Below are 13600 nucleotides of genomic sequence, written 5' to 3'. Positions count from 1 at the left end.
CGTCCGTGCGCAACGTCCATTGGGCTGGCAATTTCAGGCGCAAAGGCCGCACGCGCCCGCTAAAAAATACAAGGGAGACTACATAGTGCGCAAGCTCGTAACGGCTTTCATGATTGGCTGCATGATTTCAAGTGCGGCGATGGCGGTCTCGCAGAACGCTAACCTGGAGACGCTGGCCGTCCGTGCGACAGGCGGCACAACCATTGTCCCCGCATTTTCGCCCGATCGCTCGGATTATCAGGTTTGGGTACGTAGTGACATTAAAGCGATCCAGATCCGCGCGTCTGCATGGGTTGGCAAGAGCAAAATCAAAATAAACGGTGATCCCGTTCCTTCGTTAAATTGGTATCGGAAGGAACTTCAGTCAGGGGATAACAGATTGACAATCAACGTGCTCGCGCCGGATGGTGAGACGACGCGAGCCTACTCGGTGACCGTGCACCGTGAGGATATCCGACCGGTTGCAGATGCGTTCCTGAAGCTAACATACGTGGACGCTGCAACGGGCGCGACTATGCCGTATCGGCTGTATGTTCCACCAAACTATGATCCGCACAAGCGATATCCGTTGGTGATGTTCCTGCATGGCGGAGGGGAAGGTGGCTCGGACAACGAGAAGCAACTCCTCGGTACTCAAGGCGCGACGGTGTGGGCGAAGCCGGAGGAGCAAGCCAGACGTCCCGCATTTGTGTTGGCGCCGCAGGCTCATAGTTACCTCAATCAGGACCCCAAGTCACCCATTGGAGGATTCGGCATTACGCGCAACCGCGACGGTGAACGCTTCATGGAGGACGCGCTAAAGCCTTCAACCGATGTGAAGCTCGCCCTTGCCGTGCTTGAGAAGGTCATGAAGGAATACGGCGTGGAGCGCAACCGCGTCTACGTGACGGGACTGTCTCAAGGCGGATTCGGTACCTGGAACATTGGTTTGCTTCGGCCCGACCTTTTCGCGGCCATGATCCCCATTGCCGGCGGCGGGGATCCCACGCAGATGGAAAAACTGAAGTCAATGCCAATTTGGGCGTTCCATGCCGAAGAGGACCAGGTTATCCCAGTGAGTTACTCGCGGCAGTCGGTCGAGGCGCTCAGAAAGGCGGGCGGAAGTCCGCGCTACACAGAGTTGCCGGCAGGCACCTTCTTGGATCCGAACGAGCATTGGTCTTGGGTGTATGCATATCAGACCGAATCGGTACGGGAGTGGCTGTTCAATCAGCGAAAAGACGACTAATCACTATCCGCGCAGTCCGGGCCGCCGAACGGAGCGCGAGCGGGTCTCCAACCAGACCAACTCAACATTGCGCCGTTCGCGAAATTTCGTTTAGTAAGCGTAGATTTTTTCTGAGCCGCATGGCCGACGATGGCGGTGAGAACAATCGTTGAGTAGAACTCAACGTCGCCTGGAATCGCATTCAAAGCGTTTGCCGCTAGGATGGTAGTTATTGGGTAGCCGAGGTCCCTGGCTGCTGAACACAGGAGAGGTCCGAGAATGGCTGAAGAGCGTCCACTTGCCCTTGTGACGGGAGCGTCGAGCGGAATCGGCTACGAGCTCGCGCGACTGTTCGCAGCCGATGGATACGACGTGGTCCTTACCGCGACCGGTGAGAACGATGGGCTAGTACGAACAGCAGAGGCTGTCGAAGCGACTGGAGTCCGATCTATTGTAGTTTCTGCCGACTTAACAGCTTCCGGCGGGGTCGAGGGTCTGGTTAATACCATCGCGGCGTTGGACCGCCCGTTGGCTGCCGCCGCGTTAAACGCTGGCGTCGGCCTCGGAGGCTACTTCTTGGGAGGCACACAATTCTCCGACGAGTTGAAGCTGATCCAACTAAATGCGATCTCGCAGGTGCACCTGACCAAGTTGCTCCTTCCTGGCATGGTTGCGGCAGGAAAAGGGAAGCTCCTTTATACCGCCTCCATCTCTGGAACGATGCCAACGCCATATGAGGCTGTATACGGGGCGACGAAAGCCTTTCTCATATCGTTTGTGGAAGCGGTCAAGGCCGAAATTAAGGATAGTGGGGTGACAATACGGAAAGTACGATTACCCCATCTAATGGGCAGTGGCCTGTCCTGCACCAATACCCGTCTCGGAGCGCAGTTCCTGTGCCTCGTAGCCCGCCTTGTCCAAACGGGCCCGCGCCGACTTGTCGGTCACCGAGAACAGCCAGATACCGAAGAAGCCGACCGTCATCGAGAACAGCGCCGGCGACGTATATGGGAATGGCGCAGTCTTGAAGTGGAACACGTTCACCCAGACGGCCTGCGACAGCACCGTCAGCACCACGGCCGACAGCAGCCCCAGGAAGCCACCCACCATCGCGCCACGCGTGGTGCAGCCCTTCCACAGCACCGACAGGAACAGCACTGGGAAGTTGGCCGACGCCGCCACGGCAAACGCCAGCGACACCATGAACGCGATGTTCTGCTTCTCAAACACGATACCCAGCACCACCGCGACGAAGCCCAGCACGATCGTCGTCAGCTTCGACACGCGCAGTTCCTCGGCGCTCGTTGCCTTGCCGTGCTTGAAGACCGTCTGGTACAGGTCGTGCGAGACCGCCGAAGCACCGGCCAGCGTTAGGCCGGCAACCACCGCCAGGATGGTCGCAAAGGCCACCGCCGAGATGAAGCCTAGGAACACGTTGCCGCCGACCGCGCTGGCCAGATGCACCGCTGCCATGTTCACGCCGCCCAGCAGCTTGCCGCTGCCGTCCTGGAAGCTGGCATTGGTGCCCACCAGCACGATCGCGCCAAAGCCGATGATGAAGGTCAGGATGTAGAAATAGCCGATCCACGTGGTGGCCCAGAACACCGACTTGCGTGCTTCCTTAGCATTGGGCACGGTAAAGAAGCGCATCAGGATGTGCGGCAGGCCGGCCGTGCCGAACATCAGCGCGATGCCGAACGAGATGGCCGAGATCGGGTCCTTGATGAAGTTGCCCGGACTCATGATCGAGTCCTTCTTGGCATGCACTTCCACCGCCTTGGCGAACAACGCCTCGGGGCTGAAGTGATACTGCGCCATCACCATGAAGGCCATGAACGTCGCGCCGCCCAGCAGCAGGCAGGCCTTGATGATCTGCACCCACGTGGTGGCGGTCATGCCGCCGAACAGCACGTAGATCATCATCAGGGCACCCACGATAACCACGGCCACCCAGTATTCGAGCCCGAACAGCAGCTTGATCAGTTGCCCGGCGCCGACCATCTGGGCAATCAGATAGAACGCCACCACCACCAGCGTGCCCGAAGCCGCAAAGGCACGGATCGGTGCTTGCTTGAAGCGGTACGCGGCTACGTCCGCAAACGTGAACCGCCCCAGATTGCGCAGGCGCTCCGCCAGTAGGAAGGTGATGATCGGCCAGCCGACCAGGAACCCGATCGAATAGATCAGGCCGTCGTAGCCGCTGGTGTACACCGCCGCCGAGATGCCCAGGAACGACGCCGCGGACATGAAGTCGCCGGCAATCGCCAGGCCGTTCTGGAAACCGGTGATGCCGCCGCCCGTGTAGAACGTGGCCGCGGACTTGGTCTTCTTGGCCGCCCATCTGGTGATGAACAGCGTGCCGATCACGAACACCACGAACATGCCGATAGCCGTCCAGTTGGTCGGCTGTTTCACCGCTTGGCCCAGGTCTCCGCCCGCCGCGAAAGCGCCGGTGGACAGCCACAGCGCAGCGCAAGTCGTGGATGCCCCCAATACTTGACCTCTCTTCATGCGAGCTCCTGCAAGATGCGGTCGGTCAGGTCGTCGTAGACGCGATTGGCATGGCGCACATAGAGCCCCGTGATCACCACGGTGAAGACGATGACAAACAGCCCGATTGGCATGCCCCAGGTCATCACGCCCTGGCCCACGCGCGTCGCGAGCAGTTCCTTATCGAACGCGATCAGCAGCACGTAGCCGTAGTACACCACTAGCACTACGGCTGTCAGAAGCCAGCCAAGCCGGCTGCGGCGGTCAACAAGCTCGTGATACTGGACGCTGCTTTTTAACCTATAAATCACATCTTCCTGCATTTGTGTCTCCGTCCTAGAATCTGTTAAGTTCAGGTGCTTGTTAACGTATAGCGACGCGCTTAGCCGGCGCGTGCTCCAAGGAACTTGGCCCCGTTCGCCTCTGCGGCGCACGGCATGCCGCCGTCGTACAGGGTTGCGGCCCTTGCCGCCATGAGCAGGGCAGACTAGACTTAGCCAACATTCGGCTAAAGGATGCTGAATCGCCTGGTTCTGGCCGATGGGGCGATTGAATACCACGCGATCCCGTGCATACTGCGAAGCTCGCTGCAGCGCGTCCTCACCAATGCCAATGGCCTCCACAGCGACGAGGATGCGCTCAGGATTGAGGCCATCCAATAGGTATTTGAACCCTTTACCCTCCTCGCCGATGCGGTGCGATTCAGGAACGAAGAGGTCGTCAATGAATACGGCGTTCGAGTCGACGGCTGCGCGTCCATGCTTGGGGATTCTGCGAACTTCGACTTTGGTACGGTCCAGGTCCGTGTAAAAGAGGGTGATGCCATCCGTGGATTTCGCACATTCGGCCTTTGGGGTCGTGCGCGTTAGCAGCAGGATCTTGTTTGCCACTTGGCCAGTGGTTGATGCTCGCACTAAATTTTTAAGCAAGTCGGCGATCTCGCGCCGGCCGCAGGTCCTATGAAATTACTCAAAACGCATCGCGCGTCGCCATTGGCGGCGCTGATTCCGCTCGTCTGCAGTGGCATGAGCTACGCCGCAGAAGACGAGCAGGTCGCTGTCTTACCCACCGTGAGCGTGGTGGCGGACAACCAAGTCGACATGCAAGGAAGGCGCGCGATAGTCACGACAGACAGTACCGCGCTGCCTGCAGCGGTGTCGACCATTTCCCAGGAAGAGCTCGGCACGATAAACATCGGCCGCGACATCTCGAATATGTTCCGTCGGGTTCCTGGCGTCGTAGCCAACAATATTGACCAAGGGGACACCGGCAACGGCTTCCGTATGCGCGGCTTTGCAACTCAGGGTACTCACGGCGCGGATACGGCCGTGTACGTCGACGGCGTACCGCAGAACGTACCTTCGAGCCAGGCCGGAGCAGGCCACGGTCCGGCCTTTCTCGAATGGATGACGCCCGATATGATTGGTCAGATTGACGTCATCAAGGGTCCAGTCTCCGCACTCTACGGCGACCAGAATCGGGCGGGTGCAGTGCCAATTTCGACCGTCAGCGGGGCGGTGCCTTCGAGCATTGGCGTGGGCCTCGATCGATACGACGGCAAACGGGTGTCGCTCGTGTTGTCGGGGAGCTATGCATACTACGCGGAAGCGGCCCCAATCCAGTCGGTTTTTGTCGGCGACGTTTACCGAACGCACAGCTATCGATATGACGCAAGTACGGATCGCGACAACTTCATGTGGAAACTCTCGACGAAAGTTGGCGATGGCATCTACAGCTTGAGACTGAACCACTATCGGTCCGAGTATCGGTCGGCAGGGCTACCTGCTGCTCGGTGATCTCGAATCCGGAAAGGTGGACCCGCGCTCCACCCAGTATGGCCTTACAGGATTCGGCAGTGGGAAGCGTTCGATGTTTGCACTGAATCGTACGCCCGCCTCTGGAGAGGAGGGTTGGTACGCCACACTGTACGGAGAGGTGTTCGACCGACAGCGCGCAATTGCCACCAGCAGCATTCAGCACACGGTGGGCACCGACGACCGCAATTTCTTCGGTGGACGGATCGCCAACAACTTTACCTTCGGCGACCGCGCGGCCCTAATGGTTGGGGCAGAACTGCGGCGCGATAACGGTGACGCGCAACGACAAGTCTGGGTAAACGGTGTCCCAACTTCCAACTACATCAACGCGCAACGGTTGAACCTGCTGACGTATGGTCTGTTTGTCCAGGGACAGTTCAAGCCCGTGGAAACTGTCAAGCTGACTGGCGGTCTGCGCCGAGACTGGTTTGACTACGATATTGGCAACCTGAAATTGCCGGCTGCCAGCACGCACTATTTCGCCGGCGTCACTACGCCGAAGGTTGGCGCAGTTTGGTCCGTGCTACCGCGGCTGGACCTGTTTGCCAACGTCGCTCAGGGCTTCCGGTCGCCTGCCGCTGAGCAAATTAGTAGCAGCGGCTCAACCGGCCCGCTCGGCGCACCGGGAGGCACGATCTACGATGTGTCACCTTCCAAGGTCAAATCCTATGACGTTGGCTTTACGGCCACGCCCGCAGAGAATCTAACCATTGCGCTCAGGTAGCGAGCCGGCTACGGCCTACGCCGCGGGCTCGGCCAAGTTGACGGCCTGTACGGACGAACCAACCGGAACCCGGCCGGCGGGCTACCACCTCGCCAGCTTCTCCAGAATCGATGCACGAATATTGTCGATGTGCTCGGCGGTCTGGCGTGCGGCCTCTTCGCTGTCGCCACGCTCCAGTGCATCGATCATCGCCAGGTGTTCGTGGCAAACGGGCGCGAGTCGCCGGTCCAGGCGCTTGAGCGAAAACATGCGTGTCTTTCGGCGGACCTCGCCGATGATCCCGGCCAGCATCTCGTTATCGCAGTAGTTGCAGATCACGCCGTGGAGGTCCGCGTCCAGCACCTGATGCTCAGGGTTACCCGGTTCGTTGCATGCGAGCAGTTCCTGCACGCGTGCACGGAGCCGTTCCAGTACGGCGCGCGGCACCTGTCCGGCGGCGCGGGCGGCCGCATCGGGTTCCAATAGCCGGCGTACGTGCAGGGCTTCGAGGATTTCCTGCACGGTGACCTGTCGCACGAACAGGCGGCCGTTTGCGCCGCGCTCCAGCAACCGCTCGCCTTCAAGACGGTGCAGGGCTTCACGCAATGGCGTGCGCGAGAATCCCAGTTGTGTGGCGAGGGCGCGCTCCTGAATGGGGTCGCCCGGATGCAACCCACCCGATACCAGCAAGTCGAGCACCGCCTCATAGGCCTGGTTCCCAAGCGCACGCTCCTTGGGAAGCTCGTCCGGCAACGGCCCGGTGTCCGGCTCGGTCTCCATCACGGACGCTGAATAGGCAAAGGCAGATTTTCTTGTCATGGCGCGAAGTATGGCACGCGGCTTGCTTGAATGCCAGTGGTATACCAATGGCATTCGATAGGAATGCCGGTTCAGACACTACGCGATTTTCATGCCGACATCCTCTGCCGTTCCCCGACTTTCCCAGCGCCTGGCCATGGCGCGTCCATCCGCCACGGGTGCCATGTCCGAAGCCGCCAGGCGGCTTGCCGACGCGGGCAAGCCGGTCATCAGTTTGTCCGAGGGCGAACTGGATTTCGACACGCCCGCGCATATCCAGCTGGCTGCCATCCAGGCGATGACGGCGGGCGCCACGCGGTACACGAGCGTTGCCGGCACGCCCCAACTTAAGGCAGCCATTGCACGAAAACTGGTACGCGACAGTGGCTTGCACTACGACGATGCAGAAATCATCGCCGGGACGGGCGCCAAGCAGATGCTGTTCAATGCGCTGCTGGCCACGTTGGAAGCGGGTGACGAAGTCATCGTCACGGCGCCTTACTGGGTGTCGTACAGCGACATGGTGCACATCGCAGGCGGCACGCCGGTGCTGGTGACATCGACACCTGCCGATGACTTCAAGCTCACGCCGGCAGCGTTGCGCGCGGCGCTGACGCCACGCACGCGCTGGCTCATGCTCAATTCGCCGTGCAATCCATCGGGCGCCCTGTATTCGGCCGACGAACTGCGTGCGCTGGCGGACGCGTTGCACGCCTATCCCGATGTACTGGTGCTTTCGGACGAGATCTATGAAGAGATCGTCTTCGATGGCGAGTTTGTGTCGTTCGCGCAGGCAGCGCCCGCAATGCGGGAGCGCACGCTGACCGTGAACGGCGTATCGAAGGCCTATGCGATGACCGGCTGGCGCCTGGGGTATGCGGCGGGGCCGGCCTGGCTCATCAAGGCGATGGCGTTGCTGCAATCCCAGAGCACCAGCAATCCCAGTGCCATCAGCCAGGCGGGTGCTGTCGCCGCGCTCGATGGACCGCAGGATTTCCTGGATGCGTGGCGCGCCCGACTGCGCGTGCGGCGGGACACGGCGCTGTCGATCCTGGCCGACGCCGCACCGGTGCTGACCATGCGTCGGCCGCCCGCCGCCTTCTATCTCTATGCAGATTGCAGCGCGGCCATCGGCATGCGTACGCCGGACGGCAGCCGCATCGACACCGATACCGATTTCGCGATGTACCTGTTGCATGCCGCGAACGTGGCAGTGGTGCCGGGTTCCGCATTCGGGCTCGCGCCTTATGTGCGTCTGGCCTATGCGCTGGCCGATGACCGCCTGCGTACGGCGTGCGAGCGCATCGTGATGGCTTGCGCGGCGCTGGAGCGCGCGTGATGGCTATCGCGCAACCGGAGCCGGACGTGCTCGCACTGACCGATTGGCGCATCGAGCCCGTGGGCGATCGCTGCCTGCAGATTCGGCTTGGCGATCGCGTCAGCGTATCGGTCAGCCAGACCGTGCACGCCGTGACCGAGTGGCTACTGCGGCAGGGTTGGCACGAGGTGCTCGACGTGGTGCCGGCGTTCACGACGGTGGCCGTGCATTTTCGTCCGGAACGGTTTGCGCGCGACAAGGGGCCAGCCTTTGCGCAACTTTCCGCGCGCATTCGCGATGTACTGGTGGAAGGCGTGCCTGCCGTGGTGCATGCCGGGCGCGAAGTCGAGATTCCCGCGTGCTACGGCGGCGAATATGGTCCCGATCTCGATGACGTGGCGCGTGCCTGCGATATCGAGCCCGCCGAAGTGATTCGCCTGCACGCGGCCACGCCGCTGGTGCTCTACACCTTCTTCTTCTCGCCGGGCAATCCGTTTGCCGGGCCATTGCACCCGCGCCTGAACGTGCCGCGCCGCACCACGCCGCGCACGCTGGTGCCGGCGGGTTCGGTGGCCATTGCCAATGGCATCTCGTCGATCTATCAGAACGCATCGCCGGGTGGCTGGAACGTGATCGCGCGCACCCCGTGGAACCTCTTCCACGTCGATCGCCAGCCGCCCACCCGCCTGCAACTGGGCGACCGGCTGCGATTCGTGCCGATCTCCCCGGCCGAGTTCGACGCCATGCTGGAGCCGCGGCCATGAACGTGATGCGAGTGGATCGGCCCGGCATGCTGTCCGTGCTGCAGGACAGTGGCCGTTACGGCTTTCAGCGTTTTGGCGTGCCGGTCAATGGCGCGATGGACGAATGGTCGTGCAGGCTGGCCAATGCGCTGGTAGGCAATGCCGACGACGCGGCCGCACTGGAGATCAACGTTGCGGGCCCGGCGATTCGCTTCGCACAGGACACGTTGATCAGCGTGACCGGCGCGGATATTGCCGTGACGGTGGCCGGCATGCCATTGCCAATGCATTGCGCGGTGATGGTGCGCCACGACGTGCCGGTTGTCTTTGCTCATTGCCGCCGTGGCGCCAGGGCTTATCTCGCTGTGCGTGGTGGATTTGCGCCGGAGACGGCGCTGGGAAGCCGAAGCACGAATCTGCGCGCCCGGTTCGGCGGCATGGAAGGGCGCGCGCTGCGTGCCGGAGACCGTGTCGCAGTGGCCTCGCTGCACCGAGAGATGTTGCCGCTGGCCCGAATGATGGTGCAGAGCGCCATGCCGTTCGTGGCCGCTGCACGTCCCGATGGTGCCGTGGCGCCCCCAACGTGCGATGCGCTGCGCTTCCTGCCAGGCCCGCAATGGGAGCGCTTCACGCCCGCGGCCCGCAGTACATTCGAGCAACAGGGATTCTCGGTGTCCAGCCAGTCGGATCGCATGGGCTTTCGGCTGGAGGGTCCTTCGCTGGCGCTGAGCGCGCCGTTGGAGATAGTGTCCGAAGCCGTGACGTTCGGCACTGTGCAGGTGCCACCCGGCGGCTCGCCCATCGTGCTGATGGCCGACCGTCAGAGCGTGGGAGGCTATCCCAAGATTGCCTACATCATCAGCGCGGACCTGCCGTCGCTGGCCCAGGTCATGCCCGGCGCCGAACTGCGATTCCGTGCCGTGACGGCCGAGACCGCGCAGCGTGAACTGCTTGCCATGGAAGATCGCCATGCCGCCGTTGCCGTCGAGTCGGCGCGTCTGCTCGGTCTTCCCCACCGATAACCCGCCAATACGAGGAACCTTGCGATGCCGACTCTCGATATCAACTGTGACATGGGCGAAAGCTTTGGCGCCTGGCGCATGGGTGACGACGAAGCCATCCTGCGTCACGTGACCTCCGCGAACATTGCATGCGGCTTCCATGCCGGAGACCCCGATGTGATGCTCGCCACCGTTCGCGTAGCCGCCCGCGCCGGCGTAGCCGTCGGCGCCCATCCGGGCCTGCCCGACCTGCAGGGCTTCGGCCGCCGCGTGATGGCAATGAACGCTGCCGAAATCTATGCGCTGACGGTGTACCAGGTTGGCGCCATGCTCGGTGTGACGCGCGCCGTGGGTGTGCCGCTGCACCACGTCAAGACACACGGCGCGCTCTACAACATGACGGCGCGCGACGCGACACTTGCCACGGCGGTCGCCGATGCCGTGCGTGCCGTGACCCCCGATGCGCTGATCTATGTGGCCAATGCCAATATGGCCGCCGCTGCGCGTGCCGCAGGACTGCGCGTGGCGAACGAGGTCTACGCCGACCGCTCGTACCAGGACGACGCCACCCTGACGCCGCGCACGATGCCGCACGCGATGATCGAGGACGTCGGCGCGTCCATCGCCCAGGTGCGCCGCATGGTGCTCGACGGCAGCGTGCGCGCCTTGTCCGGCAAGTCGGTGCCCATCGTGGCCGACACGCTATGCATCCATGGCGATCAGCCCGGCGCTGTCCTGTTTGCCGAACGTATCCGCAGTGCACTGTCCGCCGATGGCGTTGCCGTGCAGCCGCTCTGATTCCAGCCCGAGTTCCGTCCCTTCCTCTCCCCGTCGATAAACAGGTAAATCCATGTCCACGAAGCTGCCCCTGCCCACTTCCCGCCTGCTCAAGATCGCCGCATGCGCAATGGTCCTGACCGTTGGCCTGGCCACCGGCGTCCATGCCCAGACGCGTGGTGGCACGCTGCGCGCCATCGCGCAACCCGAACCGCCTACTCTCATGCTGGGCCTGAACCAGCAGACCCCCACGCAGTACGTGGCCGGCAAGATCTACGAGAGCCTGCTGACGTGGTCCCCCGACATGAAGCCGCAACCGGGCCTGGCCAGGTCGTGGACGATTTCGCCGGACGGCAAGACCTATACGTTCGAACTGCAGCAGGGCGTGAAGTGGCATGACGGCAAGCCCTTTTCGTCGGATGACGTCGTGTTCTCGGTCGACAAATTCCTGCGCACGGTGCATCCGCGCGCCCGCGTGGTGATCGACCAGTTCGTGCAGTCGGTCAAGGCACAGGGACCGAACAAGGTGGTCATCACGCTCAAGGAGCCGTTCGCGCCGTTCCTGAAATCGTTCGTCAGCGACAACATGCCGATGGTGCCCAAGCACATCTATGACGGCACCGACTATGCGAAGAACCCGGCCAATCAGACGCCGGTAGGTACGGGCCCGTTCATGTTCAAGGAATGGAAGAAGGGCGCCTATATCGTCCTGACCCGCAACCCGAACTACTGGCAGAAAGGCAAACCGTACCTGGACGAGATTGTCTTCAACGTGATCCCGGATGCAGCGTCGCGTGCCGTGGCGTTCGAGCGCGGCGACGTGCAGGTGGTGAGCGCAGGCGACGTGGACAACGTGGAAATCAAACGGCTGCGCGCACTGCCCAACGTGGAGTACACCACCAAGGGCTGGGAGATGTTCTCCAAGCTGGCATACATCCAGATGAACCAGCGCAAGGCACCGTTCAACAACGTGAAGGTGCGCCAGGCCATCATGGAGGCGATCAACCGCAAGTTCGTGGTGAACAGCATCTTCTTCGGTCTGGGCAAGGTGGCGACTGGACCGATCTCGTCCACCACGCCGTTCTACGACGCCAACGTGCCGGCCTATGGTTTCGACATCAAGAAGGCACGCGCGCTGATCAAGGAGTCTGGCGTAGACCCGTCGAAGACCACCATCCGCATCCTCTCGTATCCGTATGGCGCCACGTGGGACCGCCTTGGCGAATACACGCGCCAGTGCCTGGAGCAGCTTGGCTTCAAGGTGGAGATCGAATCGGCCGACGCAGGCACATGGGCCAAGCGCGTATCGGATTTCGACTTCGACCTGACGTTCAGCTTCACGTCGCAGTATGGCGACCCGGCGCTGGGCGTGTCGCGGCTCTATCTCGCGCGCAACCAGGTGAAAGGGTCGGCGTTCGTGAATAACCAGGGCTATGTGAACCCGGGTATGGATGCACTGTGGGACAAGGCCGCAGCGGCGACGTCGGACACCGAGCGCCAGCAGATCTACTCGAACATCCAGAAAACGCTGGTCCAGGAAGTGGCCAACGGCTACCTGTTCGAGATGGAGCTTCCCACGCTCTATAGCGCCAAGGTGCATAACCTGGTGCAGACGGCCATCGGCCTGAACGACACGTTCGCCGACGTCTATCTCAGCAAGTAAGCCCGCTGTGGATCGGCGCACCGTCTGCGGAGGGTGCGCCGGATGTTCCGTATCAAGAAGGTCAAGAAGGTCAAGAAGGATCCGGTCACATGGAAAAGACACTCTCCATCCTGATCGCCAGGCTCGGCAAGGCGTTGTTCGTCGTGCTCGGCGTGGTCATCATCAATTTCATGCTCGTACGCATGGCACCCGGCGATCCGGCCGCGGTGCTGGCCGGCGAATCCGGTTCGTCCGACCCGGCCTATGTGGAAGAACTGCGCAAGGAATTCGGACTCGATCAACCGATTCCCGTACAGCTGGGTCGCTACCTGTGGGGCGTGGCGCATCTCGATCTCGGGTACTCGTACCGGGAGCGCCTGCCGGTGCTCGACCTGATCCTCGATCGTCTGCCCGCCACGCTGTTGCTGATGTCCTGTGCATTCGTGTTCGCGATTTCGTTCGGCGTGTTGTTTGGCGTGATCGCATCGCGTGCCCGGTATGCGGGGCGACGGACATGGCTCGATAGCGTGTTGATGACAGGATCGCTGCTGATCTATGCCACACCGCAGTTCTGGCTCGCGCTGCTCGCCATCCTGTTCTTCTCGCTGCATCTGGGCTGGCTGCCGCCGTATGGCATGGAGCAGGTAGGCGGCAACCTGACGGGCTGGGCGCGCATCAGTGACATCGCCCACCATCTGGTGCTGCCGACGGTCTCGCTTGGCTGCTTCTTCATGGCCGTGTACGCCCGGCTGACCCGTGCATCGATGCTGGAAGTCCTGGGCATGGATTTCATCAAGACGGCGCGCGCCAAGGGTGTGCCGCTGGGCGAGACCATCCGTCGCCACGCCTTGCGCAATGCACTGCTGCCGGTGGTGACATTCGCCGGCATCCAGCTTGGCCAGATGGCAGGCGGTGCGGTGCTCACCGAAACCGTGTTCGGCTGGCCCGGCATCGGCCGCCTGATGTTCGATGCCCTGATCCAGCGCGACTATCAGTTGCTGCTGGGCGTGTTCCTGGTCACCTCGACCATGGTTGTCGTGTTCAACCTGCTGACCGATCTGGTGTATCGCCTGATCGATCCCCGCATCGGGCGAACCTGAGGAG

The 13600-nt window shown here is 62.0% G+C and carries 11 protein-coding genes and 3 pseudogenes; 10 read left to right on the top strand and 4 right to left on the bottom strand.

Annotated features, from left to right (window positions below; genetic code table 11):
- Nucleotides 1-85: 85 nt before the first annotated feature.
- Entirely contained in the window at nt 86-1228 is a 1143-nt protein-coding gene (locus EHF44_RS27750) for a cadherin-like beta sandwich domain-containing protein (protein ID WP_124686978.1), read from the top strand.
- A gap of 258 nt (nt 1229-1486) precedes the next feature.
- Nucleotides 1487-2092, top strand: a pseudogene (locus tag EHF44_RS27745) (SDR family NAD(P)-dependent oxidoreductase); the annotation flags it as partial.
- Here the strand turns inward: EHF44_RS27745 and EHF44_RS27740 are convergent.
- The 3 genes and pseudogenes from EHF44_RS27740 to EHF44_RS27730 form a co-directional block, all read right to left on the bottom strand.
- On the bottom strand, nt 2051-3718 hold the full coding sequence (locus tag EHF44_RS27740) for a cation acetate symporter (protein ID WP_124686977.1): 1668 nt from the start codon (nt 3716-3718) through the stop codon (nt 2051-2053). The pseudogene EHF44_RS27745 and the gene EHF44_RS27740 sit on opposite strands and share 42 nt — an antisense overlap.
- Nucleotides 3715-3927: pseudogene (locus EHF44_RS27735) on the bottom strand (DUF485 domain-containing protein); the annotation flags it as partial. The gene EHF44_RS27740 and the pseudogene EHF44_RS27735, both read right to left, overlap by 4 nt.
- A gap of 155 nt (nt 3928-4082) precedes the next feature.
- Nucleotides 4083-4602, bottom strand: a pseudogene (locus EHF44_RS27730) (acyl-CoA dehydrogenase family protein); the annotation flags it as partial.
- Between the two features lie 54 nt (nt 4603-4656).
- On the opposite strand from EHF44_RS27730, the gene EHF44_RS28800 reads away from it, so the two are divergent.
- Together EHF44_RS28800 and EHF44_RS28795 are read left to right on the top strand one after the other, a co-directional pair.
- Entirely contained in the window at nt 4657-5493 is an 837-nt protein-coding gene (locus EHF44_RS28800) for a TonB-dependent receptor plug domain-containing protein (protein WP_253700431.1), read from the top strand.
- Between the two features lie 73 nt (nt 5494-5566).
- Nucleotides 5567-6238 carry a TonB-dependent receptor gene (locus tag EHF44_RS28795; RefSeq protein ID WP_253700429.1) on the top strand — a complete coding sequence of 224 codons (672 nt, stop codon included), beginning with the start codon at nt 5567-5569 and terminating at the stop codon, nt 6236-6238.
- An 81-nt stretch (nt 6239-6319) separates the two neighbouring features.
- Here EHF44_RS28795 and EHF44_RS27720 read toward each other — a convergent pair whose 3' ends face one another.
- Nucleotides 6320-6997, bottom strand: coding sequence for a GntR family transcriptional regulator (locus EHF44_RS27720; RefSeq protein WP_124686975.1), 678 nt, complete (start codon nt 6995-6997; stop codon nt 6320-6322).
- Between the two features lie 202 nt (nt 6998-7199).
- Between EHF44_RS27720 and EHF44_RS27715 the strand changes: the two genes are divergently transcribed.
- The 6 genes from EHF44_RS27715 (at nt 7200) to EHF44_RS27690 (ending at nt 13596) form a co-directional block, all read left to right on the top strand.
- The gene (locus EHF44_RS27715; RefSeq protein WP_437340360.1) at nt 7200-8354 is read left to right on the top strand and encodes a pyridoxal phosphate-dependent aminotransferase; all 1155 of its coding nucleotides are present in this window, start codon (nt 7200-7202) and stop codon (nt 8352-8354) included.
- Nucleotides 8354-9097 carry a 5-oxoprolinase subunit PxpB gene (gene pxpB, locus EHF44_RS27710; RefSeq protein ID WP_124686973.1) on the top strand — a complete coding sequence of 248 codons (744 nt, stop codon included), beginning with the start codon at nt 8354-8356 and terminating at the stop codon, nt 9095-9097. Before EHF44_RS27715 ends, pxpB begins: the two co-directional genes overlap by 1 nt.
- Nucleotides 9094-10098, top strand: a complete 1005-nt coding sequence (locus tag EHF44_RS27705) for a biotin-dependent carboxyltransferase family protein (RefSeq protein WP_124686972.1) — start codon at nt 9094-9096, stop codon at nt 10096-10098. Before pxpB ends, EHF44_RS27705 begins: the two co-directional genes overlap by 4 nt.
- Nucleotides 10099-10122: 24 nt before the next feature.
- Nucleotides 10123-10875, top strand: coding sequence for a LamB/YcsF family protein (locus EHF44_RS27700; protein ID WP_124686971.1), 753 nt, complete (start codon nt 10123-10125; stop codon nt 10873-10875).
- 52 nt (nt 10876-10927) lie between these two features.
- A complete protein-coding gene (locus tag EHF44_RS27695) occupies nt 10928-12517 on the top strand; it encodes an ABC transporter substrate-binding protein (protein WP_124686970.1) in 1590 nt (529 codons plus the stop codon).
- 89 nt (nt 12518-12606) lie between these two features.
- On the top strand, nt 12607-13596 hold the full coding sequence (locus EHF44_RS27690) for an ABC transporter permease (protein WP_124686969.1): 990 nt from the start codon (nt 12607-12609) through the stop codon (nt 13594-13596).
- The last annotated feature ends 4 nt before the right edge of the window (nt 13597-13600 follow it).

Source organism: Cupriavidus pauculus (assembly GCF_003854935.1).
GTDB lineage: Bacteria > Pseudomonadota > Gammaproteobacteria > Burkholderiales > Burkholderiaceae > Cupriavidus > Cupriavidus pauculus_C.
The sequence above is the reverse complement of the archived record's forward strand: the minus strand, read 5'-3'. Positions and strand labels throughout refer to the sequence as shown.

Excerpts from the sequence above, each read along its gene's own strand:
- EHF44_RS27690 (WP_124686969.1), top strand. The coding sequence starts at position 12,607 with ATGGAAAAGACACTCTCCATCCTGATCGCCAGGCTCGGCAAGGCGTTG.
- EHF44_RS28795 (WP_253700429.1), top strand. The coding sequence starts at position 5,567 with ATGTTTGCACTGAATCGTACGCCCGCCTCTGGAGAGGAGGGTTGGTAC.
- EHF44_RS27715 (WP_437340360.1), top strand. The coding sequence starts at position 7,200 with ATGTCCGAAGCCGCCAGGCGGCTTGCCGACGCGGGCAAGCCGGTCATC.
- EHF44_RS28800 (WP_253700431.1), top strand. The coding sequence starts at position 4,657 with ATGAAATTACTCAAAACGCATCGCGCGTCGCCATTGGCGGCGCTGATT.
- EHF44_RS27740 (WP_124686977.1), bottom strand. The coding sequence starts at position 3,718 with ATGAAGAGAGGTCAAGTATTGGGGGCATCCACGACTTGCGCTGCGCTG.
- EHF44_RS27705 (WP_124686972.1), top strand. The coding sequence starts at position 9,094 with ATGAACGTGATGCGAGTGGATCGGCCCGGCATGCTGTCCGTGCTGCAG.
- EHF44_RS27700 (WP_124686971.1), top strand. The coding sequence starts at position 10,123 with ATGCCGACTCTCGATATCAACTGTGACATGGGCGAAAGCTTTGGCGCC.
- EHF44_RS27720 (WP_124686975.1), bottom strand. The coding sequence starts at position 6,997 with ATGGAGACCGAGCCGGACACCGGGCCGTTGCCGGACGAGCTTCCCAAG.
- EHF44_RS27695 (WP_124686970.1), top strand. The coding sequence starts at position 10,928 with ATGTCCACGAAGCTGCCCCTGCCCACTTCCCGCCTGCTCAAGATCGCC.
- pxpB (WP_124686973.1), top strand. The coding sequence starts at position 8,354 with ATGGCTATCGCGCAACCGGAGCCGGACGTGCTCGCACTGACCGATTGG.